This is a genomic window from Avibacterium sp. 20-132 (assembly GCF_023611925.1).
Classification (GTDB): domain Bacteria; phylum Pseudomonadota; class Gammaproteobacteria; order Enterobacterales; family Pasteurellaceae; genus Avibacterium.
This window is the reverse complement of the sequence record NZ_CP091456.1, coordinates 1,954,766-1,977,856: the sequence shown is the minus strand read 5'-3', so window position 1 is coordinate 1,977,856 and position 23,091 is coordinate 1,954,766. Positions and strand designations below refer to the sequence as shown.

General features: G+C 40.9%; 24 protein-coding genes. 9 read left to right on the top strand and 15 right to left on the bottom strand.

Annotated elements, in window-relative coordinates:
• Positions 1–2 precede the first annotated feature (2 nt).
• Genes rsxG through L4F93_RS09430 form a run of 4 tightly spaced genes read left to right on the top strand, consistent with a single transcriptional unit; the run spans position 3 to position 3,377 of the window.
• Positions 3–629 carry an electron transport complex subunit RsxG gene (rsxG, locus tag L4F93_RS09445; protein WP_250350050.1) on the top strand — a complete coding sequence of 209 codons (627 nt, stop codon included), beginning with the start codon at positions 3–5 and terminating at the stop codon, positions 627–629.
• A gap of 44 nt (positions 630–673) precedes the next feature.
• Positions 674–1,360, top strand: a complete 687-nt coding sequence (locus L4F93_RS09440; protein WP_268741098.1) for an electron transport complex subunit E — start codon at positions 674–676, stop codon at positions 1,358–1,360.
• Between the two features lie 5 nt (positions 1,361–1,365).
• Entirely contained in the window at positions 1,366–2,001 is a 636-nt protein-coding gene (gene nth, locus L4F93_RS09435; RefSeq protein WP_250350049.1) for an endonuclease III, read from the top strand.
• An 8-nt stretch (positions 2,002–2,009) separates the two neighbouring features.
• A complete protein-coding gene (locus L4F93_RS09430; protein ID WP_250350048.1) occupies positions 2,010–3,377 on the top strand; it encodes a sodium-dependent transporter in 1,368 nt (455 codons plus the stop codon).
• 65 nt (positions 3,378–3,442) lie between these two features.
• On the opposite strand, the gene metX is transcribed toward L4F93_RS09430, so the two are convergent.
• Positions 3,443–4,522 carry a homoserine O-acetyltransferase MetX gene (gene metX, locus L4F93_RS09425; protein ID WP_250350047.1) on the bottom strand — a complete coding sequence of 360 codons (1,080 nt, stop codon included), beginning with the start codon at positions 4,520–4,522 and terminating at the stop codon, positions 3,443–3,445.
• 186 nt (positions 4,523–4,708) lie between these two features.
• On the opposite strand from metX, the gene L4F93_RS09420 reads away from it, so the two are divergent.
• Positions 4,709–5,407, top strand: a complete 699-nt coding sequence (locus L4F93_RS09420) for a SanA/YdcF family protein (RefSeq protein WP_250350046.1) — start codon at positions 4,709–4,711, stop codon at positions 5,405–5,407.
• Here the strand turns inward: L4F93_RS09420 and cra are convergent.
• The 10 genes from cra to rsmI form a co-directional block, all read right to left on the bottom strand.
• The gene (gene cra / locus L4F93_RS09415; protein WP_250350045.1) at positions 5,404–6,396 is read right to left on the bottom strand and encodes a catabolite repressor/activator; all 993 of its coding nucleotides are present in this window, start codon (positions 6,394–6,396) and stop codon (positions 5,404–5,406) included. The genes L4F93_RS09420 and cra overlap by 4 nt on opposite strands.
• Before the next feature lie 182 nt (positions 6,397–6,578).
• A complete protein-coding gene (gene aroG / locus L4F93_RS09410; RefSeq protein WP_268741094.1) occupies positions 6,579–7,664 on the bottom strand; it encodes a 3-deoxy-7-phosphoheptulonate synthase AroG in 1,086 nt (361 codons plus the stop codon).
• A 133-nt stretch (positions 7,665–7,797) separates the two neighbouring features.
• Positions 7,798–9,051, bottom strand: coding sequence for a lipoprotein-releasing ABC transporter permease subunit LolE (gene lolE / locus L4F93_RS09405; protein ID WP_250350044.1), 1,254 nt, complete (start codon positions 9,049–9,051; stop codon positions 7,798–7,800).
• The gene (lolD, locus tag L4F93_RS09400; protein ID WP_250350043.1) at positions 9,052–9,741 is read right to left on the bottom strand and encodes a lipoprotein-releasing ABC transporter ATP-binding protein LolD; all 690 of its coding nucleotides are present in this window, start codon (positions 9,739–9,741) and stop codon (positions 9,052–9,054) included.
• A gap of 66 nt (positions 9,742–9,807) precedes the next feature.
• A complete protein-coding gene (locus L4F93_RS09395; protein WP_250351674.1) occupies positions 9,808–10,998 on the bottom strand; it encodes a lipoprotein-releasing ABC transporter permease subunit in 1,191 nt (396 codons plus the stop codon).
• Positions 10,999–11,057: 59 nt separating this feature from the next.
• Positions 11,058–11,999 (bottom strand): 2-hydroxyacid dehydrogenase, encoded by a 942-nt coding sequence (locus tag L4F93_RS09390; protein ID WP_250350042.1) that lies wholly within the window; start codon positions 11,997–11,999, stop codon positions 11,058–11,060.
• Between the two features lie 84 nt (positions 12,000–12,083).
• The gene (gene cysB / locus L4F93_RS09385; RefSeq protein ID WP_250351673.1) at positions 12,084–13,055 is read right to left on the bottom strand and encodes an HTH-type transcriptional regulator CysB; all 972 of its coding nucleotides are present in this window, start codon (positions 13,053–13,055) and stop codon (positions 12,084–12,086) included.
• A 42-nt stretch (positions 13,056–13,097) separates the two neighbouring features.
• The gene (rluB, locus tag L4F93_RS09380; RefSeq protein ID WP_250351672.1) at positions 13,098–14,078 is read right to left on the bottom strand and encodes a 23S rRNA pseudouridine(2605) synthase RluB; all 981 of its coding nucleotides are present in this window, start codon (positions 14,076–14,078) and stop codon (positions 13,098–13,100) included.
• Between the two features lie 86 nt (positions 14,079–14,164).
• A complete protein-coding gene (locus L4F93_RS09375; RefSeq protein ID WP_250350041.1) occupies positions 14,165–14,788 on the bottom strand; it encodes an L-threonylcarbamoyladenylate synthase in 624 nt (207 codons plus the stop codon).
• Between the two features lie 93 nt (positions 14,789–14,881).
• A complete protein-coding gene (rsmI, locus tag L4F93_RS09370) occupies positions 14,882–15,724 on the bottom strand; it encodes a 16S rRNA (cytidine(1402)-2'-O)-methyltransferase (RefSeq protein ID WP_250350040.1) in 843 nt (280 codons plus the stop codon).
• Between the two features lie 75 nt (positions 15,725–15,799).
• Here rsmI and L4F93_RS09365 point away from each other — a divergent pair, with 75 nt between their 5' ends.
• From L4F93_RS09365 to dolP, 4 genes are read left to right on the top strand one after another with little or no spacing between them, the layout of a single operon-like run.
• Positions 15,800–17,524: a penicillin-binding protein activator gene (locus L4F93_RS09365; protein ID WP_250350039.1), complete on the top strand. Its 1,725-nt coding sequence runs from the start codon at positions 15,800–15,802 to the stop codon at positions 17,522–17,524.
• Positions 17,525–17,526: 2 nt separating this feature from the next.
• Entirely contained in the window at positions 17,527–17,889 is a 363-nt protein-coding gene (locus L4F93_RS09360; protein ID WP_250350038.1) for a YraN family protein, read from the top strand.
• Positions 17,890–17,904: 15 nt separating this feature from the next.
• Complete coding sequence (locus L4F93_RS09355; RefSeq protein ID WP_250350037.1) at positions 17,905–18,489, top strand: D-sedoheptulose-7-phosphate isomerase; 585 nt, start codon at positions 17,905–17,907, stop codon at positions 18,487–18,489.
• A 35-nt stretch (positions 18,490–18,524) separates the two neighbouring features.
• Entirely contained in the window at positions 18,525–19,118 is a 594-nt protein-coding gene (gene dolP / locus L4F93_RS09350) for a division/outer membrane stress-associated lipid-binding lipoprotein (protein WP_250350036.1), read from the top strand.
• Positions 19,119–19,207: 89 nt separating this feature from the next.
• Here the strand turns inward: dolP and oppF are convergent, their stop codons facing one another.
• Genes oppF through oppB form a run of 4 tightly spaced genes read right to left on the bottom strand, consistent with a single transcriptional unit; the run spans position 19,208 to position 23,033 of the window.
• Complete coding sequence (gene oppF, locus L4F93_RS09345; RefSeq protein WP_250350035.1) at positions 19,208–20,185, bottom strand: murein tripeptide/oligopeptide ABC transporter ATP binding protein OppF; 978 nt, start codon at positions 20,183–20,185, stop codon at positions 19,208–19,210.
• Between the two features lies 1 nt (position 20,186).
• Entirely contained in the window at positions 20,187–21,176 is a 990-nt protein-coding gene (locus L4F93_RS09340; protein ID WP_250350034.1) for an ABC transporter ATP-binding protein, read from the bottom strand.
• A gap of 9 nt (positions 21,177–21,185) precedes the next feature.
• Entirely contained in the window at positions 21,186–22,097 is a 912-nt protein-coding gene (gene oppC / locus L4F93_RS09335) for an oligopeptide ABC transporter permease OppC (protein ID WP_250350033.1), read from the bottom strand.
• A gap of 15 nt (positions 22,098–22,112) precedes the next feature.
• Complete coding sequence (gene oppB / locus L4F93_RS09330; protein WP_250350032.1) at positions 22,113–23,033, bottom strand: oligopeptide ABC transporter permease OppB; 921 nt, start codon at positions 23,031–23,033, stop codon at positions 22,113–22,115.
• Between the last annotated feature and the right edge of the window lie 58 nt (positions 23,034–23,091).

Genomic DNA, 23,091 nt, shown 5'->3' with positions numbered 1-23,091 from the left:
CAATGCAAACGGTAAAAATTAGCCTCCGCTATGGCGTGATCTTAGGTGTTATTGCGTTAATTTGTACCGCACTTTCTGCTGCGGTGTATTTCTTAACAAAAGCCCCTATTACGCAAGCAGTCGCCAACCAACAAGCGGAATTGCTCGCACAAATTATTCCACCGCAAAGCTATGATAACGATTTACTCGCCAGTTGCGATGAGCCTCATTTTGCTCAAGCAAAAACCTTGCGTATTGAGAAAATCTGTGTCGCAGAGAAAAATCATCAGCCGGTGGCTTATGCCTATGAAACCATTGCGCCAGACGGCTATTCAGGCAATATTCGTTTTCTTGTTGGCATTACGCCACAAGGTGAAGTATTAGGCTTGCGTGTACTTGAACATAAAGAAACACCGGGCTTAGGCGATAAAATTGAATTACGTATTTCTGATTGGGTGCTGAGCTTTAATCACAAAAAAATCAGCAGCGATAATCTCAATGATTGGGCGGTAAAAAAAGACGGTGGGCAATTTGATCAATTTACTGGGGCAACCATTACGCCACGCGCGATTGTCAATCAAATCAAGCGTTCTGCCTTACCTTTGTTACAACAAATGAAGGTGAATGCGGTGAAAGAGGAGCAAAACTGATGAATGAAAATCGTGAAAAAAACCACCGCACTTTAGAAAATGAGATGGATTTCACAGCGGAAACACCACCATCTCAACTGCCAATAAGCGAAGTAAAAAGCCAATGGGGTGAATTATTTAAGCAAGGCTTTTGGCATAATAACCCCGCACTTGTGCAACTTTTAGGGCTTTGCCCATTGCTTGCGGTATCTAGCTCGGCGACAAATGCCCTTGGTTTAGGCATTGCGACCATTGTAGTGCTAATGTGTACCAATGTGGTGGTTTCACTATTCCGCAAGCATATTCCACACGCCATTCGTATTCCTATTTATGTGATGATTATTGCTACTACGGTAACCATTGTGCAGTTAATGATGAATGCTTACACGTACACGCTTTATCAATCTTTAGGGATTTTTATTCCTTTAATTGTCACCAACTGTATTGTCATTGGTCGTGCAGAAGCCTTTGCGTCAAAAAATGGTGTATGGCTTTCACTTTTTGATGGCTTTGCAATTGGCGTGGGAATGGCGTTTAGCTTGTTAATACTGGGGGCAATTCGTGAAGTGTTAGGCACAGGCAAACTGTTTATGGGAATGGAAAATCTGCTCGGTAACTGGGCTGTCGCATTACATTTAAATCTTTTTGAGCTAAACAGTAGCTTTTTACTCGCTATTTTACCTCCCGGGGCATTCCTTGGTTTGGGGTTGATTTTGGCGATGAAAAACTTGATTGATGATAAAAAACAATAAACACAATGAATAAACAAAAACGTATTGAAATTTTAACGCGATTACGGGATCAAAATCCTCATCCAACGACGGAATTGAATTATCATTCACCTTTTGAGTTATTGATCGCGGTAATTTTGTCTGCACAGGCAACAGATAAAGGGGTGAATAAAGCCACCGCAAAACTCTTCCCTGTGGCAAATACACCACAAGCGATTTTAGATCTTGGATTAGATGGCTTAAAAAGCTATATTAAAACCATTGGTCTGTTTAATAGTAAAGCTGAGAATATTATTAAAACCTGTCGTGATCTGATCGAAAAACACAATGGGGAAATTCCGCAAACGCGTGAGGAACTTGAAGCCTTAGCAGGCGTTGGGCGAAAAACCGCGAATGTGGTGTTAAATACGGCATTTGGTCAGCCTACCATTGCGGTAGATACCCATATTTTCCGTGTCTGTAATCGGACAAACTTTGCGCCCGGCAAAACCGTATTACAGGTAGAAGAAAAATTACTCAAGGTTGTGCCAGCTGAATTTAAAGTCGATGTGCATCATTGGCTTATTTTGCACGGGCGTTATACCTGCATTGCACGCAAGCCTCGCTGCGGTTCTTGTATTATTGAAGATCTTTGTGAATACAAAGACAAAACTGAAAATTAAGGTAATTTATGACAACAAAAAAATCTGAACGACAAACTTGGTCAAGCCGCTTAACCTATATTATGACTGTGGCTGGTGCAACCGTAGGATTTGGCGCGACTTGGCGTTTCCCTTATTTAGTTGGTGAAAATGGCGGCGGTGCATACGTTTTATTATTCTGCGTAGCAATGATCGTGATTGGTATCCCGATGATCTTAGTGGAAAACGTCATTGGTCGCCGTTTGCGTGTCAATTCCATTGATGCCTTTGAAGATAAACTGACCGCAAAACCCCATTCAAAATATTGGAAAATCATTGGCTATATGGGCTTGCTCGGAGCATTCGGCATTATGGCTTATTATATGGTACTCGGCGGTTGGGTGATGAATTATATCATTAGCTTGATTTCTGGTAGCCTTGATATTTCTAGCACCATTAGCAAAGAGTATGCCAAAACCTTCTATGAACAGAGCATTAGCAATAGCCCGCTACAAATTGCCCTTTATACCTTTATTTTTGTTGCCATTAACTATGTTATTTTAGCGAAAGGGATTATCGGTGGGATTGAACGTTCGGTAAAATATTTAATGCCATTACTGTTTATCTTCCTTATTGGAATGGTTATCCGTAACATCACCTTACCCGGCGCGGCAGAAGGCATTATTTATTATCTCAAACCTGATTTTTCTAAAATTACACCGCAGTTATTTATTATGGTGTTAGGTCAAGTTTTCTTTGCACTTAGCTTAGGTTTTGGCGTGCTAATTACCCTTTCAAGCTATCTCAGTAAAGAAGAAAATTTAGTACAAACTGCCGTGATCACCGGCTTTACCAATACCATCATTGCAGTCTTAGCAGGATTTATGATTTTTCCATCGTTATTCAGCTTTGGCATTGAACCCAATGCTGGTCCAACGCTTGTCTTCCAAAGTTTACCCATTGTGTTCTCACATATGTGGGCAGGACGCATTTTTGCCATTATCTTCTTTAGTTTATTGCTCATTGCGGCACTGACCACTTCTATCACGATTTATGAAGTGATTATCACCGCACTACAAGAAAAACTCAGAATGCGCCGTGGCAAAGCAATTATGCTCACCCTTGGAGGAATTTTCTTACTTGGTAATATTCCATCTATTTTGAGCGATAACTTACTGAAAGATGTCACCTTCTTTGGAAAAAGTATTTTTGATGCTTTTGATTATGTGAGTGGAAATATTCTCTTTTTACTCACCGCACTTGGCTGTGCGATTTTCGTCGGCTTTGTGTTGAAAGAGGAAGCCAAAAAAGAACTTTCTGATAAACCAAATTCTACTTTCACCAACATTTGGTTCAACTATGTAAAATATGTCGTTCCATTGATTATTTTAGTTATTTTTGTGAGTAATTTAATTTAATCTCTGTTCAGATAAAAATCAGGGCTGATATTTCTCAGCCCTTAATTTTTTCGCGATTTTAAGCATTACTCGCTTTCTAATCCCTGACGAATAAGTCCTTCAAAAGCATCGTAAGCCACCAAAAACGCATCGTGTCCATAATCAGAAGGAAACTCGTGATAAGTTAAATTTACCCCGGCGTCTTCAAGCATTGCTCTACTTTTTCTCACGTCCACCGCTTTAAAAAGCTGATCATTGCTCACCGCAATTAAGCTATAACGCGCGGTAATACGTGATAACGCTTGATATGTGTTTTCATAACCTAAGGCGGGATCATATAAATCCAAGGCACGCAACAAATGCAAATAGCTATTCGCATCAAAACGATCGAGAAATTTCTGCCCTTGATAACTGAGATAAGATTCCACTTGGAAATAGTCTCCCCAGTACTGCCCTTCTACTTTCGTCGCACGCCCAAAGGCTTTGGCAAGCTGAATATCAGTACGATAGGTAAGCATTCCTAACATTCGCGCAATAGATAACCCTTGCACAGGTGGCTCACCTTCATAATAATCGCCATTATTAAAATTAGGATCAGTTATAATAGCTTGACGCATAACGTGATTAAAGCCGATGGCTTCTGCACTAAAATACAGGGAAGAGCAAAGATTTACGATGTTATCCATAAAATCCGGATAATCTATTGCCCACTGAGTGGCTTGCATTCCACCAAAAGACCCCCCAACAATGCCTTTTAAATGTGGGATTTGAAGATAATCAAGCAGCGCCCTTTGTACTTTTACAATATCTTGCACAAGAATATGCGGAAACTGGCTGCCATAAGGCTTTTGTGTTTTTGGATTTACCGAAGAAGGCCCTGTTGTCCCTTTGCAACCACCTAGCACGTTAGAACAAATGAAAAAATATTTTGATGTATCTAGTGCCAAACCTTCGCCCATAAAATTCTGCCACCAACCTGTTTGGTTGGGATCAGGGTGATAGGGTTCTGCATCTCCGGTTAATGCGTGGCAAATCAACACGGCATTACTTTTATCCGCATTTAACTTGCCATAGGTTTGGTAGGCAACATCAATATGCTCAAGCTGTCCAGCTAAAGTGAGTTTGAGTGGGGTTTGAGTAAAAAGTGTTGCTGTTTGTACTGCCATTACCTAGTCCATTATTCCATTGATGCCATCTTGCAAAGGTTAGGCAACATAGACTACCGTTAGCCTTATACCTCGCCAAGATTTTTAGACGTCTAAACCTCTAGACGTATTTTAGAATAAATTTGCTTGAATTTACTAGTCTTTTTTATTATTTTGATACGCAAAAGATAAAAAAATACGAATTTTATGCTGAAATCCTTTTTCCGTTACCTTTTTTCTTTTCGATGGGTTAGCTACCTGCCTAGAAAAGTTCTACGGTATAGCCTGTTCCTCATTTTTCTCTGCGGCTTATTGCTTGTGCTTGTCGATCAAGCCATTGGCTTTTATGTTCGTCAAGGTATTTATACCGATATAACAAAACTGCCCTATCGCCCTTATGGATTGGTGTTAGGTACATCAAAATATTTCAGTAAAAATACGCCAAATTTATTCTATTCCTATCGGTTATTAGCGGCGAATAACCTGTTTAAGGAACGGAAAGTAGATTATTTGCTACTAAGTGGGGATAACCGCACAATGGAATATAATGAGCCACGAACAATGTTTAAAGACCTCATAAAAATGGGGATACCAGAGGAATTTATGTATTTAGATTATGCGGGATTTCGTACCTTAGATTCCGTCATCCGTGCTGATCAGGTTTTTAAAGCCCATTCGATCACCATCATTACACAGCGCTTTCATTGTGAGCGGGCTTTGTTTATTGCCAAATACCACAATATTGATGCGATCTGTTTTGCGGCAGACTATCCGAGCGGCTATATGTTTGTCCGCTTCCGTGAGTTTTTTGCTCGTTTGCAAGCAGTATTAGATCTTCTTGTTGAAAAAGAACCGCACTTTTTAGGCAAGCCAGAACCACTCCCCCCACCGCCTTTCTCTGATTAGCAATGATAAACTAAATCTCGCAAGATCTTACTCGGTGCAGGTAAGCTTTCTTGGGCTGATTTATGCTTAAGGCGTTCTAACACTAAATCTAACAATTTATCTGCAATTTTTTTATGATCCTGCACTGCACAAAGGGTTTTATTGGCTAATAGTTCTAACATTTCGTGATCGCCAAAAGTGGCAATGGCTAATTGTTGTGGAATGCCTTTATTCTGCCTTAATAGCACTTGGAATATCCCCTGTAACAAGGTTAAAGAGGTAACAAATAAGGCATCTGGCAAGGGATTTGTGACAAGCCATTGCTCAAAGGTTTGTGCCGCAGAATCTCGGTGGAATTGCTCGCTATAAAGAAATTCTGCTGAATTTTCCGACCGCTCTTTTAATGCCTGACAAAATCCTACTTCACGTTCCTTACTGGTTGGAAGTTCGGGCAGCGCCCCAAAAAAGAGAACATTTTTAAACGATTGCTGTTTAAATAAATCTTGCGCTAGACGATAAGCATCATTCCTATCATCAGATAGCACATTAACCGCATTATCCGCGCTGATTTTTCGGTCAAAACCAAATACAGGCACCTTACTTTGCTGATAAAACCCATTCTCTGTGGGTAATGAGGTTGAAACAATTAACGCATCAATTTTGCGCTGAAAAAGGTGTTTGGCACAAGCCATTTCATTATTTGGATTATCATTAGAACAAGCGATCAAGAGTTGATAACCTTTTTCACGAAATTTTTGCTCAAGCTGATGAGCAATTCTGGCATAGCTCATATTTTCAAAATCAGGAATAATCAAGCCGATGGTATTGGTTTTCCCTGCTCGCAACCCAGCAGCCATTGCATTGGGTTTAAAATCATATTCCTTGATTAAGGATTGCACTTTTTCAATGGTTTTATCACTCACTCTATATTGCTTTGCTTTACCATTGACAACATAACTTACCGTTGTTCTGGAAACCCCAGCAAGTTTAGCTAATTCATCTAATTTCACATTAACTCCTTTTAATATGTCCTTTCAATTTCAAAGTGCGGTGAATTATAGCACCAAATTTTTAGTCATTTTTATGCGAAAATTCTCGAAATTTGATCTGCCTCGCAAAAAATAACCTCACCTGAAAAATATAAAAAAGACTGAATTTTCTCAATTCAGCCTTTCTCTCTACAAAAATCCAATTAGCGATTTACACGACGACGAGCGATTACAGCATTTGAAAGTTGCTCCAATACCAATTCTGAATCTTCCCAGCCAATGCAAGCATCCGTGATACTTTGTCCGTAAACCAATTCTTTACCATCCACAAGATCTTGTCTGCCTTCTACCAAATGGCTTTCAATCATCACACCAAAAATTTGATTTGAACCCTGTGCAATTTGCTGACACACATCAGTGCAAACTTCTAATTGTTTTTTAAATTGCTTACTGCTGTTTGCGTGACTGAAATCCACCATAACGTGTGGAATACGACCGCTCTTCTCAATACTTTCACAGACCTCATTGACATCTTTTGCGCTGTAATTTGGTCCTTTATCGCCACCACGTAAAATAATATGGCAATCTGCATTTCCTTTAGTGGAAACAATGGCAGAATGACCAAATTTTGTTACCGAAAGGAAATAATGCGGGGCTTCTGCTGCACCAATTGCATCAAGGGCAATGCGTACACCACCATTGGTTGCATTTTTAAAACCCACTGCACAAGATAAGCCCGAAGCTAATTCACGGTGAACTTGCGATTCCGTCGTTCTTGCCCCGATTGCCCCCCAGCTCATAAAATCAGCAACATATTGCGGTGTGATCATATCCAAAAATTCGCCTGCTGCTGGCACTTCTAAATTATTAATATCCAACAATAATTTGCGCGCAATACGTAAGCCATCATTTAACGCATAACTGTTGTTGAGATAAGGATCGTTAATCAATCCTTTCCAACCTACGGTTGTACGCGGTTTTTCAAAATAGACACGCATAATAATTTCTAAACTATCTTGATATTTCTCACGCATTGCTTTGATTCGTTGTGCATATTCCAATGCAGATTTCGGATCGTGAATAGAACAAGGCCCAATAACCACAAGCAAACGATCATCTTTGCGATGAATAATATTGTGTGCTTGTTGGCGAGCTTTTTTTACGGTGTTAATTGCCACGTCGCTTGCTGGATATTTTTCAATTAACGCAATAGGCGGTAACACCTGCTCTACGTTGCCAATTCGGGTATCGTCGTTAGCAATATAAATATCATTTTTGCTTTTTGTCATACATCACTCTCTTACATCTTAATTTGTCTTTGATCATCACTTGCTGATTCGTATTGCGAATACTGAATTGCGTGTCAATGTAACACGCATTTTTGTACTAGTAAACTAGTTTAAAGATATTATTAATAAATTTTTAATGACTGCTTAAAACTTGTGCAGGTTGTAATTTCGCTGCCCGACTTGCTGGATACAAACTGGCAATTAAACTTAACACTAATGCCACCAAAAAAACCACGGCAATATCTTGCCAATGTAGTTCGCTCGGTAAAAAATCCACAAAATACACACCATCAGAAAGTAGCTTTCTGCCAATTAAAAATTCAATGCCTTTAATTAATTGCGTGAAATTTAATGCCGTTATGCAACCTAGCACTAACCCAATTACACAGCCTTTCATTCCAGCCAGTAAACCATACCAGATAAAAATTCGTTTAATAAAGCGATCATTTGCGCCGAGCGTGCGCATAATCGCAATATCGCCCTGCTTATCTTTCACCGCCATAATCAAGGTTGAGATAATATTAAAGCACGCCACGCCAATCACTAGCACCATCGCTAAATACATTACGGTGCGAATAAGCTGAATATCGCGATACATATAGCCAAATTGGCTAATCCAATTTTGCGCGGATAAAAACTGTGGATACTGTTGCAAGGTAGGATAATTCAACTGTTGCACGGCAAAAGGGTGTTGCACCTTAAGTTCTACCCCACTGACTTCATCCGCCGAATAATCCAAAAATTGCTGTGCGGTGGCAAGGGGAATTAACGCATAGCTGTGATCGAGCTGTCCATCAAGGCGTAAAATTCCTGTAATCTGAATACGCTCACGCATTGGCTGGGTAAAATTATTGGTGCCGTCTGATTGGGAAATTAACAACGTTACCCAATCCCCTTCTTTCACCGCTAATTCACGCGCAATGCCAGATCCTAATACCAATCCCCCTTCACGGGAAAAACGCTGCCAGCCATCACCTAATACAAATTGCCCTAAGGCGCTCACCTGATCTTGCTTGTCGGCTTCAACCCCTTTGACTTGCACCACTTTTAGCTTGGTGCCATTTTCTACTAATGCGGTAAAGCTCACAAAAGGGGAACTTGCCACCACGTTAGGATCTTGTTTTAAAAGTGCGGTTAAATTTTGCCAATTTTTTATTGCTGTGCTATCGCCCTGTTCAGAATAGGCTGAAATCTCAACGTGTGGCACAACAGCTAAAATTCGCTTATTCAGCTCACGTTCAAAGCCGTTCATTGCACTTAACCCCACAATCAATACCATTACGCCCAGTGCAATACCAAGGGTAGAAAACATTGAAATCAGCGAAACCAAACGGTTTTTTTGCTTCCCTCGCTGATAACGCCAGCTAATAAAAAAAGGTGCGTTCATCTAGCTTTCTCCACGCAATACGCCGTCTTGCATCACCATTCGGCGAGACAATTTCGCCGCCAACTGCAAATCGTGAGTCACCAATAAAAAGGCAATTTTTTGCTCTTGGTTTAATTTCAAAATAAGTTCAAAAATGCTTTCCGTGGTTTTACGATCCAAATTCCCTGTGGGTTCATCGGCTAACACTAAAGCGGGCTGATTCACTAAAGCACGGGCAATGGCAACCCGCTGACGCTCACCACCAGATAAGGCAGAAGGACGATGTTTAATGCGATGAGATAAGCCAACCGCTTGTAGCATTTGTTCTGCACGATCTTGTGCCTCACTACGCGATTGTTTACCAATTAACATTGGCATCATCACGTTTTCTAACGCACTAAAATCCGCCATTAAATGATGAAATTGATAAACAAAGCCCATATAGTGATTGCGTAATTTTGCTAATTCGTCGGCGCTGGTTTGCTGTAAAGATTGCCCTTTAATGAACACTTCTCCACTGGTTGGCTGATCTAAGCCGCCTAGCGTATGTAATAACGTACTTTTGCCTGAACCTGAACTGCCCACAATCGCCACTAACTCGCCTTCTTCCATTGAAAAAGTGACCTCTTTTAGCACTGACGTTCGGCTTTCCCCTTCTTGGTAAACCTTGCTTAACTGTTGGCAGCTGAGTAAAATTTGCTTCTCTGTCATTCTTTTCTCGTTTTTTCTGTTTTATCATTAAAATCGCGTAAAAAAGCACCGCACTATGGGATCACATTATTCATAGCGCAATGCTTCTGCTGGCTCAATTCGTGCTGCGCGGTAAGCTGGATAAATCGTTGAACATAAAGAAAATAATAAGGATAGCGCAACAATAATCACAATCTGTGAATAATTAAGTTCTGTTGGCAAACGAATATTTTCTGGATTAAACCACGCCATAAGGAAATCTAAATTTAACGTAGTTAGCACACCAAGCAGCGTACCAATCAGCGTTCCAGTAATCCCAACCAATAGCCCTTGCCAAATAAACAGACTGCGTACTTGAGATTTATTTAACCCTTGCGTTTGCAAAATCGCGATTTCCCCTTGTTTATCCACCACCATTAAGCTAAGCGAAGTAACAATATTTGAGATGGCAACCACAATAATCAGGCTAATCAGCAAGCCCATCATATTTTTTTCCATTTTTACTGCTTGGAAAAATTCCCCTTTCTGGCTACGCCAATCGACTATCTGCCATTTCTCTGGGCTGAAATATTGAGGAAGTTTGGTAATATCAAAAGGATCAGCCAAAAATAAGCGATAACCTTGCATTTGCTGTGGCGGAATACGCATCAATCGACCAATATCTGAAAGATTGGCAAACACGGCGTTTGTGTCATTTTGTCCTGAAGCAAAATAAATATCACTAATAGTAAATAAACGCTGTACTGGCACGCGCCCAAAGGGCGTATATTGGCTATTTTCGGTGATCATTAAACGCACTTTATCACCAATCTGTAAATGCAATTTTTGTGCTAATTGCGCGCCAACCAGTAATTTAAATTCACCTGCTGGCAATAATTGTTCAAAAGCCTGCGCCTGAAAATGTGCTAATAAGGGATCATCAGAAAAGTGTTGAATACCTATCACTTGTCCTGCACTCACGCCCTGTGGCGCTTGCAAAATGACATTCGTGGTATTAATAGGAATCGCTCGCTGTACAAAAGCTGGCATTGTGGGAATAGGTGCTGCAAGGGATAAATTCCCCGATTTTGGCGTCATTATGGCGTGGGGAATCGTGGAAAGCACTTGTTTTTTTTGCTGATTTTCCAAGCCATTCATTACCGAAAGCACGATGATTAATGCCATAATGCCTAGCACAATGCCCATCATCGCAAGATTGGTGACTAATCGCCCAAAGCGATCTGCACTTTTCGCACGCCAATAGCGTAGGGCAATAAATAAAGAAATCGGTAAATTCATCATAAATATTTATCAAAATTTCCCCTGCTGAACAGGAGAAATGTCGTCCTGCAATAAAATTATTTGCCTGTTGCGACAAATTCTTCCATATTTTGTGTCACTTTTTTCACCAAAACTTCCACCGCACCATCCGATGCCCAAGCAATGTGCGGGGTAATAATTAAATTTGGTAAACGCGTTGCCGCTTGAATAAGTGGGTTATCTTTCTCAGGTGGCTCTTTCACTAATACATCTAACGCTGCGGCGGCAATTGTGCCATTTTCCAATGCGTCAGCTAAGGCTTTTTCATCCACTAAAGGCCCACGCCCTGTATTGATTAAATACGCCGTCGGCTTCATTAATTTTAAGGTTTCCGCATTGATCAAATTCGTGGTGTCTGGCGTTAAAGGGCAATGCAAGGTAACAATATCCGCCTCTTGTAACACTTGCTCAAAAGGTAAGTATCCCTCACGCACTGTTGTAGCCCCTTTGCGTTCTGCATAAATCACTTTCATTCCTAAGGCTTCAGCTAAACGGCCGATTTCTTTACCGAGATTGCCTTTGCCTACAACGCCTAAGGTAGAGCCTTTTACATCGGTGATGGGGTAATCAAAATAACAAAACTGTTTGCTATTTGCCCATTTTGCACTGAGTTGATCCTTATACCAATTCATTAAACTGTGTTTTAAGGCAAAAATTAAACCCAAAACGTGTTCAGGCACGGTAACAGAAGAATAACCTGTAACATTTTTCACGACAATCCCAAGTGCTTTGGCTGCCTCTAAGTCCACATTATTTGTACCCGTAGCTGTGATCGCAATTAATTTCAATTTAGGGAGCTGTTTCATTGTTTCGCGATCAAACACTACCTTACTGGTAATGACAATATCAGCCTCTTTCGCCCGTTCAATGGTTTGCTCTGGTGAAGTATGCGCATATTCCACCCATTGATGTTCAAAATTTGGGCGTGGAATGGGAATATGTTTTGGAATGGCTGTGCTATCAAGAAAAACAATTTTCATAAAATGCTCCTTATCTCTATTTAGGGATATCCTTTACCTTCAAAATTCACCTGCATCGTATTGCTAAATAGTGGCGGTAACAAACTAGCGAACTTCTAGCATCACGTCATCAAATAATTTTTTTACCGCATTGTTATCGTGTAAACGCTCCGCTTGCTCCACCATTGGGCGGGTTAAGTGCGGTGAAAACATATTGATAAAATCGTACATATAATTACGTAAGAAAATGCTATGTTTGAACGCAATTTGCGTCATACTCGAACGGAAAATATGGCTGGCATCAATGGCAACCAGATCGTTATCTTCTGGCGTGTGTGCCATTGAAGCCATAATGCCAACCCCTAAGCCTAATCGGACATAAGTTTTAATCACATCTGCATCGGTCGCGGTAAACACAATATTCGGCAACAATCCTGCGCTGTTAAAAGCATAATCTAAATCAGAAACGCCCGTAAAACCAAAGGTATAGGTTACCAGTGGGTAGTTGCCCAATTCTTCAATAGTGAGATGTTTACATTTTGCCAAAGGGTGATCCGGTTTTACAACCACCGAACGATTCCATAAATAACACGGCAATAGAACCAAATCATCAAATAAATATTGCGCTTCCGTGGTGATCGCTAAATCCACTTCTCCCGAAAGCAAGGCATCGTAAATTTGCGTGGGTGAACCTTGATGAATATGAAGGCTCACATCAGGATATTTCTTGGAAAACCGCTCTACCACAGAAGGCAACATATAACGCGCTTGGGTGTTGGTGGTGGCGATGCGTAACACGCCGTGATTAGGCTGCGTATATTCATCTGCGACGGCTTTAATGCTTTGGGTTTTCACCAATAATTCTCGCGCAATCGCGACAATTTTTTTGCCCGCTGGGGTAAGTGCTTTGATATGTTTGCCGTTACGCTCAAAAATCTCTAAGCCTAATTCATCTTCCAACAACCGCACTTGTTTGCTAATCCCCGGTTGCGAGGTAAACAAGGTATTTGCTGCTTCCGTTACATTCAAATTTTGATTTACGATTTCAACGATATAGCGTAATTGCTGAATTTTCATCATCACTCCTTGATTAAAGTGCGGTGCTTTTTTGTTACATTTTTAGGCTTTTTTATAACGTTTATTGATGTCTGCATAACGTTTCACAGCACGGCGGATTTGCCCCGTTTTGGCACGTCTGCGTTGTTTAGTCACATCTAATTTGCTTTGCGTCTCTGGTTCAAGCCCAACTAATTCACGCAAATAATTGACATTGGTGAGATCCATTTCTTCCCATCCGCCACGCGGTAAGGTTTTCATTAATTTAATATTGCCGTAACGAATACGGATCAAACGGCTCACTTGGATGCCTTGCGATTCCCATAAACGGCGAACCTCACGATTACGCCCTTCCATTAGGGTAACATCAAACCATTGATTCATCCCCTGCCCGCCCATTGGCTTAATGGCTTTGAAATTGGCTGGCCCATCTTCTAACTGAACCCCTTTGCGTAAACGGGCGATCATTGCTTCATCGACCTGCCCAAATACGCGCACGGAATATTCACGTTCCACTTCTCGACTTGGGTGCATTAAGCGATTCGCCAATTCGCCATCCGTGGTAAATAATAATAAACCTGAGGTATTAATATCTAAACGCCCAACAGCAATCCAACGCGAACCTGTCAAACGTGGTAAGCGATCAAACACGGTGGCACGGCCTTCAGGATCGTGGCGTGTGCAGAGTTCGCCTTCGGGTTTGTAATACATCAACACACGACACACTTCTTTTTGTGCTTGTTGTAAATTCACCAGATGTCCATCAATACGAATTTTTAAATTCGCATTTACTACAACGCGATCACCGAGTGTTGCCATTTTGCCGTTTACGCTGACCCGATTGGCGGCGATCATCGCTTCAATTTCACGGCGAGAACCTTGTCCTGCGCGTGCCAATACTTTTTGTAATTTTTCCCCTTCGACTTTATGCGCCGCAGAAAGTGCGGTCTTTTTTACCGCACTTTTTTCTTTACTTTCTACGTTTGATACGAAAGGCTTGTCTGTACATTTTCTTTCAGTGTTATTTTTTTCAGCAAAACGCATTCCTTTGGTGGCATTGCGTTGCGAATAAGATGTTGATTTCATATTTCCTCTTGTCGCTTTCCCAAGCGTCTAACAGTTTGAAAAAATTAAATAAATGGCGTAATTGAACCACTACCTTCACGCAAGATTACTGGCGTGTTGTCGGTTAAATCCACCACAGTTGTCGGCGCTTGTCCTAAATAGCCACCGTTAATAATTAAATCCACTTGATGTTCTAAACGATCGCGAATTTCTTCAGGATCAGATTGGGTAATACCTTCTTCCCCGGGCAACATTAAAGAACAAGATAAAATCGGCTCGCCCAAGGCATTCAATAAGGCTAACGCAATTTGATTATCTGGCACGCGTAAGCCAATGGTTTTGCGTTTTGATGTCATTAAGCGGCGTGGCACTTCTTTCGTGGCGGTGAGAATAAAGGTATAACGCCCCGGTGTGTTATTTTTAATCAGTCGATACGCCACATTGTTCACCGTGGCATAAGTTGAAAGCTCTGATAAATCGCTACACACCAAAGTGAAATTATGATTTTCTGGCAGCTGGCGAATTTGCACAATGCGATCCATTGCGTGCTTATCACCGAGCATACAACCTAAGGCATAGCCTGAATCCGTCGGGTAAACAATCACCCCGCCTTGTTTCAACATATCCACCGCTTGATTAATTAAACGCGGCTGCGGATTTTCTGGGTGTATATAAAAAAACTGGCTCATAACCTTTATCCTGTAATAATAAACTTGGGCATTATACCGAAATTCCCCGTTGATTATAGGGTTGAGGGAAAATAAATTTGTACGAAAATCACGTTACAAATTCTCCAACCCAAACTGATACAACGCATTTTTCTTATAACCATAAAGCTCGGCGACAATAGCCGCGGCTTTTTTGAGTGGAAGTTCTTTTGCGATAAGTGCTAAGGCTTTGATGGCTTGTGGTGAAAAACTTTCCTCCTCGCACTTCACATTGCCTTCTACAATCAGCACCATTTCGCCTTTGCTGCGATTTGGATCGTCACTGACCCATTGACGTAATGCCCCTATCTCATCACCGTAAATCGTTTCCCACGTTTTAGTCAGCTCTCGTGCTAGCACTACATAACGTTCTGCACCGAACACCTTTTCTATATCCGCAAGACAATCTAAAATGCGGTGGGTGGATTCATAGAAAATCAAAGTGCGGTCTTCTTTTGCAAGATTTTCTAATTTATCGCAACGTGCTTTGGATTTGGCAGGCAAAAAGCCTTCAAAGCAAAAACGATCTGACGCAATGCCTGAGGCACAAAGCCCCGCAATCGCCGCACACGCGCCGGGAATTGGGACGATTTTAATCCCCGCTTGGCGACACTTTCTGACTAAATGAAAGCCCGGATCGCTAATCAGTGGCGTACCTGCATCAGAAATTAATGCAATGCTTGTCCCTTGCAACAGTTTTTCGCATAAAATATCGGCTTTTTGTTGTTCATTATGATCGTGCAGTGCAAAAAAAGGCTTTTTAATGCCGTAATGGCTAAGTAATAAGCCACTATGACGGGTGTCTTCAGCGGCAACTAAATCCACTTGTTCCAATACTTGTAAAGCACGTTGCGTAATATCCTGCAAATTGCCAATGGGTGTTGCCACGATATATAAAATTCCAGTTAAATTGTCCATTTTTACTTCTTTTATTTGATTTTAATTATTGAGATAAGTAAGATCCCCGAGATTGTTTTCAACAACGGAGTAATTATGACTATTCTATTACAACGCATTAATTTAAAAAATCAATTAATGCCTTTTTTATTTGCATTGCTTTTAGCGGGCTGTACCAATTTATTTGGAAACAGTTTCACAAATGTGCTGAAAAACGATGCAAATGCCAGTTCTGAATATTACATCAATCAAATTCAACGCACGCAAAATCTTGAAGATCAACAAACCTATAAATTACTTGCCGCGCGTGTTTTAGTGCGTGAGAATAAAATCCCTCAAGCTCAAGCGATGTTAGCAGAATTAAACGATCTCAATGAAGAACAGCTACTTGATAAAGCGATCATTGAAGCGCATATTGCGGCGATGAAAGGGAATAATAAAGCGGCGGATAGCCGTTTAAAGGCGATTAATCTTGCCTTATTAAGCCCTTCACAACAAGCGCGCTATTATGAGGTTGTGGCGCGTGTAGCCAAAAATCGTAATCAAATTATGAATGCCGTGAAAGCGCGTATTCAAATTGATTCCCTATTAACGGACAGCCAAAGAAAACAAGAAAATAATGACCGCACTTGGGCATTATTACGCAATGCAAACCGTGGCTTAATTAACAACACATCGGCAGAAGGCAGTGCCGCATTAGGTGGCTGGTTAGCATTAGCTAAAGCATATAATGATAACTTAAATCACCCAGCACAATTAAGCCAAGCCTTACAAAGCTGGAAAGCGGCTTATCCAAGACATAGCGCAAGTTATCTCTTCCCAACAGAACTGCAAGGGTTATTTAATTTCCAACAAACACAATTAAACCAAGTTGCCCTACTGCTTCCATTAAGTGGCGATGCGCAGATCATTGGTAGCACCATTAAACGCGGATTTGATGATGCAAGAGGGAATTCGGATATTCAGGTTAAAGTTTTTGATACCCTTGCTACACCAGTGGAAAATATCATTGAACAAGCCAAACTAGAGGGAATTAATACCATTGTCGGTCCGTTGTTAAAACAAAATGTAGATAAATTAACCAACCGCCCTGACTTATTGCAAGGGCTAAACGTGCTTACCTTAAATTCTACTGAAAATTCTCGAGCAATTGGTCAGCTCTGCTATTATGGCTTAGCGCCTGAAGACGAAGCTGAATCTGCCGCAAATCGCATTTGGGATCAAGGTATTCAAAACCCATTTATCATTGTGCCACAAAGCGATCTTGGTCGCCGTACGGCCTCTGCATTTAACACCCGCTGGCAACAACTTTCAGGTACAGATGCCAATATCAAATTTTATAATAATGCCGATGACATCACTTATACGCTCCAATCAGGCTTAAGCCAACCTATTCAAGCGTTATATATTGTGGCAACGAACAATCAGCTTAGTGATATTAAACTGGCAATTGATAACAGCAATATTAACCTGAAGTTATTCGCAAGTTCACGCAGTAATTCCTCAAACAACACGCCTGAATATCGCTTATTAATGGATGGGTTAGAATTTAGTGATATTCCTTTCTTTAAAGATGTGGATTCTGCACAATATAAAAAAGTAGCAAGCGTTACCAATGGTGATTACTCCTTAATGCGTTTATATGCTATGGGTGCTGATGCGTGGTTGTTAATCAATCAATTTAATGAATTACGTCAAGTTCCGGGATTCAATATCAACGGTTTAACCGGTAAATTAAGTGCGGGTCCGAACTGTAATATCGAACGAGAAATGACGTGGTATCAATACCAAAATGCCTCCGTGGTGGTATTAAGCAATTAATTATGTTTAAATCTAAACGTCATCAAGGGGCGAGCTTTGAGCAACAAGCTCGCCTTTTTTTACAATCCAAAGGGCTAAAATTTATTGCCGCCAACCAACACTTTAAATGTGGTGAACTTGATTTGATTATGCAAGATGGCGATACCATTGTGTTTGTCGAAGTGCGGCAAAGAAAAAATGATTTTTTTGGCTCTGCGGTGGAAAGCGTAGATTGGCAAAAACAGCAAAAATGGTTAGATGCCGCCAATATGTGGCTGGCTAAACAAGATTGTAGCCTCGAAGATACCGATTGTCGTTTTGATTTAGTGGCATTTGGTAATACAATACAAGACCTACAATGGATTCCCAATTTTCTTGATGAATAAGCCTGATAAATCACAATGTTAGATAAAATAAAAGATCTTTATAGCGAAAGCATACAAACCCAGATTTCAGCCTCAAGCTTATTGCCCAATGCAATTTTTCAAGCCGTGCAAAACATCGTCGCCTGCTTATTGCGTGGTAATAAAATTATCGTCTGCGGGCAAGGGCGATCTTACGCCAATGCACAATTTCTGGTGGCGAATTTACTCAATCGCTATGAATTAGAACGCCCGAGCTTTCCCTCTGTACTACTGAGTTTAGATAATGCGATTGGCTCCGCTATTATCGCCGATCGCCCTAAACAGCAATTTTATCAACGCCAATTTAATGCCGTCGCACAACAAGGGGATCTGTTGGTGGTATTTTCCCCTTTTGGTAATGAAGAAATGGTGCTAGATACCATTAATTCCGCACTAAATAAAGAAATCAGTGTCATCGCATTAACGGGCGCGAATAACGATCATATTCAAGGCTTTCTGACAGAACAGGATTTGGAAATCACCGCACCAACAGTAAAAGAAAGCCGTATTTTGGAGCATCATCTCTTTATTATTAATACGATTTGTGAGTTAATTGACCACACGCTTTTTTCTCATTCCTAGCACTCAACCGCTTACAACCCAAAAGGAGTACAACAATGAAAACAAGGAATTTAAAAAAACTAGCCCTAATTCTCGGCAGCGCATTCTTACTACAAGGCTGCGTTAGCGCCACGGTTGCCGGCATTGTTGGGGCAACAGCCGTAGCAACAAAAGTCGCCACCGATCCAAGAACAGTGGGAACACAGGTTGATGATGAAACCCTTGAAGAAAAAGTTCTACACGCCATTAATAAAGATCAACAACTTGATAGCGAAGCTCGAATCAATGTGGTTTCATATGGCGGAAGGATTCTACTTATCGGGCAAGTGCCAAATGAAAATCTAAAAGAAATTGCCACAGGGCTTGCCAAAGGTGTTGATAATGTTTCTGAAGTTTATAATGAACTGCGAGTAGGTTCCCCTATCTCTCTTGGACAAATCAGTCAAGATAGCTGGATCACCACCCAAATTAAATCCAAACTCTTTGTCAATTCAGGGGTAAAAGCCACCGATGTCAAAGTCATCACTGAAAACGGTGAAGTGTTCTTAATGGGAAACCTCACTCAACAACAAGCCGATGCCGCAACAGAGATTGCTCGCAATGTGGCTGGAGTTGTAAAGGTTATCAAGGTATTTAAATATTTAAACTAATCCGATCATTAAGTGCGGTGCTTTTTCTTTGATTTTTACAATAAAAAATCTATTGAAAAAATACCGCACTTTAATTTCAACTGCTACAGTTATATTTTAAAGCAAGCAACCAAGTGCTGATTATTCCCCGTTAAACGCGGTTTGCTTAATGTACATTCTGTATCCGCTAATGGGCAGCGAGTACGAAACACGCAACCAGAAGGGGGATTGATCGGGGAAGGGAGATCACCTTCGAGTAGCTGAATTTTTTTACCTCGTTCCAAATTCGGATCTGGGATTGGCACAGCAGACATCAACGCTTTGGTGTAAGGATGCTTGGTTTCGTGATAGACCTTGTCATAAGTCCCCAACTCCACCGCATTACCTAAATACATCACCAGAACGCGATCAGAAATATGTTTTACCACAGCTAAATCGTGTGCAATAAAAATCAGTGATAACCCCATTTCTTTTTGCAACGATTTAAGTAAATTGACCACCTGTGCTTGAATGGAAACATCAAGAGCAGAAACAGGTTCATCACAGATAATCAGTTTAGGCTCAATAATCAATGCACGAGCAATGCCAATACGCTGACACTGACCGCCCGAAAATTCGTGTGGATAGCGGTTAATTAAATTTGGCAATAAGCCTACTTTTAACATCATTGCTTGCACACGCTCTTTGACTTCTTGTGCAGATAAATGCGGGAAGTAAATCTTCAGTGGCTCAGCAATAATATTTCCAATCGTCATTCTTGGATTGAGTGATGCCAAGGGATCTTGGAAAATCATTTGAATATCTTTACGCGTGCTGTGCCACTGTTTTTCGCTTTGTTGGCTGAGATCGTTACCTAGCCACAAAATATTGCCACCTGCGGATTTCACCAAACCAATAATCGAACGAGCAAGGGTGGATTTTCCACAACCAGACTCACCTACCACGCCTAAGGTTTCTCCTTCATATAATTTAAACGAGACGTGGTTTACCGCGTGCAAGGTTTGCTTTTTCTTAAATAAAAAGCCTTCGTTGCTTTGCACGTTGAAATGTACGCTAAGATCTTCGACTTCAAGTAATAATTTTTTCATCTTAATTTCCTCTTAGCAGCTGAGTAGGGGCAATAAAACACGCGCGTAAACGATTTGGTGCAAATTCCTCTAATAATGGGCTATCTTTACATTGTTCCGTCGCAAATTGGCAACGTGGGCTAAACGGGCAGCCTGTTGGCAAATGTAATAAATTCGGCGGATTGCCCGGAATCGTTAAGAGTTTATCTTCTTCAGAATCTAAGCGTGGCACTGCATTGATTAAACCAATGGAGTAAGGATGCGTTGGCTGATAGAAAATTTCTTTCGCTGAACCATATTCCATTGTTCTTCCCGCATACATCACCAGCACTTGATCACAGCTCCCTGCCACCACGCCGAGATCGTGAGTAATCATAATAATTGCTGTATTAAACTCGTGTTTTAACTCATTTAATAAAGTCATAATCTGTGCTTGTACTGTTACATCTAAGGCGGTGGTTGGTTCATCGGCAATCAATAATTTTGGACGGCATAATAATGCCATTGCGATCATAACACGCTGACGCATACCACCAGAAAATTCGTGCGGATACATTGCCATTCGTTTACGTGCTTCTGGCATTTTCACCGCATCTAACATTTTTACGGATTCTTCAAAGGCTTGCTTATAGCTGTACCCTTTATGTAAGACCAGCACTTCGGTTAGCTGCTCGCCAATTTTCATATAAGGATTTAACGAGGTCATTGGATCTTGGAAAATCATCGCAATTTGCTCCGCTCTTAAGCGGTTTAATTGTGATGAGGATAAACCTAAAATTTCTTCTCCATTAAAACGAGCAGAACCAGAGGTTTTACCGTTATCCGCCAATAATCCCATTAATGCAAAGGCAGTTTGTGATTTGCCCGAGCCTGACTCCCCAACAATACCGAGGGTTTCCCCTGCGTTGAGGGTAAAGGTTAAATTATTCACGGCGGTAACCTCACCATCTGGTGTTTTGAAGGTGACTCTTAAATCTTGTACATCAAGGAGAGGGTGTTTTTCGTTTTTCATTTTCTCACCTTATCGATCTTTTGGATCAAGCGCATCACGCAAGCCATCACCAATAAAATTAAAACAAAATAATGTAATTACTAAAAAAACCGCTGGAAAAATCAGTAGCCAAGGGGTGGCTTCCATTGATTTTGCCCCATCATTTAATAATGCGCCCCAGCTACTAAGTGGTTCTTGCGTACCTAGCCCTAAGAAACTTAAAAAGGATTCAAATAAGATCATTCCCGGCACGAGTAAAGAGGCATAAACCACGACAACACCTAACACATTTGGAACGATGTGTCGCCATACAATTTGTCGAGGCGAAACACCACATACAATCGCTGCTTCGATAAATTCTTTGCGTTTGAGACTGAGCGTTTGTCCACGCACGATACGCGCCATATCCAACCAAGAGACCATCCCTATTGCCACGAAAATAAGCAAAATATTTTGCCCAAAGAAGGTCACCAATAGGATCACAAAAAACATAAAAGGGAAAGAATATAAAATCTCTAAAATACGCATTAAAATGGCATCGGTTTTGCCGCCCACATACCCCGCTGTTGCCCCATAAAGCGTACCAACTAAAACGGCGATAAATGCGCCGGCAATCCCTACTAATAAGGAAATTCGTCCACCAATGGCAAGGCGAACCAGAAGATCTCGCCCTAATCCGTCTGTGCCTAAATAATGCATTGATTCAACATCTGGCGGTGAAGCCATCATTGCCCAATCCGTGTCATCATAACTAAAAGGCATTAACATTGGCGCAAAGGTGACAAAAAGTAAAATTAAAAATAGCACAAACAAGCTCATCACCGCCGCTTTATTACGGAAAAAACGGCGTCTTGCATCTTGCCATAAACTGCGTCCTTCAACCCGTTCTAATTGCTCGCCCAATTTTTCCATCAGTGCTTGATTTTCTTTTGTTTTTATCATTTTTTTGGCACTCCATTAATAACGAATTTTCGGATCAATCACCGCATATAAAATATCGACGATGGCATTAAAAACGATGGTTAATGTTCCCACTAAAATGGTTAAACTGAGTACTAAAGAATAATCTCGGTTTAACGCGCCATTAACAAAAAGCTGACCAATTCCGGGCAAAACAAAAATGCTTTCAATCACCATTGATCCGGTAATAATCCCAACGAATGCCGGCCCCATATAAGAGATCACAGGTAATAACGCGGGACGTAATGCGTGTTTTAAGATAATACGCGACATCGGTAATCCTTTCGCTTTTGCCGTACGGATAAAATTTGAATGCAATACTTCAATCATTGAACTACGCATAATTCGAGCAATGCTGGCAATATAGGATAAAGAAAGCGCGATCATTGGTAAGATAATATTACTTAGCTGTCCCCCTTCCCAACCGCCAGAGGGAAGCCATTTCAGCGTAATCGAAAAAATTAATATTAACAACGGCGCAACAACAAAACTCGGTACAACAACGCCCGTCATTGCAAAGGTCATTATTAAATAATCTAGCCACTTGTTTTGCTTTAATGCCGCAATCACACCAGCAGAAATGCCACATATCAGTGCGATTAAAAAGGCAGAAAAACCTAACTTTAAGGAAACAGGGAAAGATTGTGCAACAAGCTGATTAACCGTGTAATCCTTATATTTAAAGGAAGGACCAAAATCACCGTGCGCTAAATCTTTCAAATAAATCCCATATTGCACCATAAGTGGCTCATTTAAGTGATATTTTGCTTCGATATTTGCAATCACTTCTGGGGGGTAATTTTTTTCACTGGAAAATGGACTACCGGGGGCAAGTCGCATCATAAAAAAAGAAACCGTGATTAAAATAAATAGGGTTGGGATCGCCTCTAAGATACGGCGAAAAATTAATTTAAGCATAATGTTATCCCACAAAGATAAAAATAATGAAAAAAACACCCGCACTTAATAATGTAAA

Bases quoted from the DNA above. Each gene is read 5' to 3' on its own strand.
- lolE (WP_250350044.1), bottom strand. From the start codon at position 9,051: ATGAACGCACCTTTTTTTATTAGCTGGCGTTATCAGCGAGGGAAGCAA.
- L4F93_RS09355 (WP_250350037.1), top strand. From the start codon at position 17,905: ATGTTAGATAAAATAAAAGATCTTTATAGCGAAAGCATACAAACCCAG.
- oppC (WP_250350033.1), bottom strand. From the start codon at position 22,097: ATGATAAAAACAAAAGAAAATCAAGCACTGATGGAAAAATTGGGCGAG.
- lolD (WP_250350043.1), bottom strand. From the start codon at position 9,741: ATGACAGAGAAGCAAATTTTACTCAGCTGCCAACAGTTAAGCAAGGTT.
- rsxG (WP_250350050.1), top strand. From the start codon at position 3: ATGCAAACGGTAAAAATTAGCCTCCGCTATGGCGTGATCTTAGGTGTT.
- metX (WP_250350047.1), bottom strand. From the start codon at position 4,522: ATGGCAGTACAAACAGCAACACTTTTTACTCAAACCCCACTCAAACTC.
- L4F93_RS09390 (WP_250350042.1), bottom strand. From the start codon at position 11,999: ATGAAAATTGTTTTTCTTGATAGCACAGCCATTCCAAAACATATTCCC.
- L4F93_RS09440 (WP_268741098.1), top strand. From the start codon at position 674: ATGGATTTCACAGCGGAAACACCACCATCTCAACTGCCAATAAGCGAA.
- L4F93_RS09340 (WP_250350034.1), bottom strand. From the start codon at position 21,176: ATGAAAAACGAAAAACACCCTCTCCTTGATGTACAAGATTTAAGAGTC.
- cysB (WP_250351673.1), bottom strand. From the start codon at position 13,055: ATGAAAATTCAGCAATTACGCTATATCGTTGAAATCGTAAATCAAAAT.
- dolP (WP_250350036.1), top strand. From the start codon at position 18,525: ATGAAAACAAGGAATTTAAAAAAACTAGCCCTAATTCTCGGCAGCGCA.
- L4F93_RS09395 (WP_250351674.1), bottom strand. From the start codon at position 10,998: ATGAATTTACCGATTTCTTTATTTATTGCCCTACGCTATTGGCGTGCG.
- oppB (WP_250350032.1), bottom strand. From the start codon at position 23,033: ATGCTTAAATTAATTTTTCGCCGTATCTTAGAGGCGATCCCAACCCTA.
- L4F93_RS09375 (WP_250350041.1), bottom strand. From the start codon at position 14,788: ATGAGCCAGTTTTTTTATATACACCCAGAAAATCCGCAGCCGCGTTTA.
- rsmI (WP_250350040.1), bottom strand. From the start codon at position 15,724: ATGGACAATTTAACTGGAATTTTATATATCGTGGCAACACCCATTGGC.
- rluB (WP_250351672.1), bottom strand. From the start codon at position 14,078: ATGCGTTTTGCTGAAAAAAATAACACTGAAAGAAAATGTACAGACAAG.
- L4F93_RS09430 (WP_250350048.1), top strand. From the start codon at position 2,010: ATGACAACAAAAAAATCTGAACGACAAACTTGGTCAAGCCGCTTAACC.
- nth (WP_250350049.1), top strand. From the start codon at position 1,366: ATGAATAAACAAAAACGTATTGAAATTTTAACGCGATTACGGGATCAA.
- aroG (WP_268741094.1), bottom strand. From the start codon at position 7,664: ATGACAAAAAGCAAAAATGATATTTATATTGCTAACGACGATACCCGA.
- L4F93_RS09365 (WP_250350039.1), top strand. From the start codon at position 15,800: ATGACTATTCTATTACAACGCATTAATTTAAAAAATCAATTAATGCCT.
- L4F93_RS09360 (WP_250350038.1), top strand. From the start codon at position 17,527: ATGTTTAAATCTAAACGTCATCAAGGGGCGAGCTTTGAGCAACAAGCT.
- oppF (WP_250350035.1), bottom strand. From the start codon at position 20,185: ATGAAAAAATTATTACTTGAAGTCGAAGATCTTAGCGTACATTTCAAC.
- L4F93_RS09420 (WP_250350046.1), top strand. From the start codon at position 4,709: ATGCTGAAATCCTTTTTCCGTTACCTTTTTTCTTTTCGATGGGTTAGC.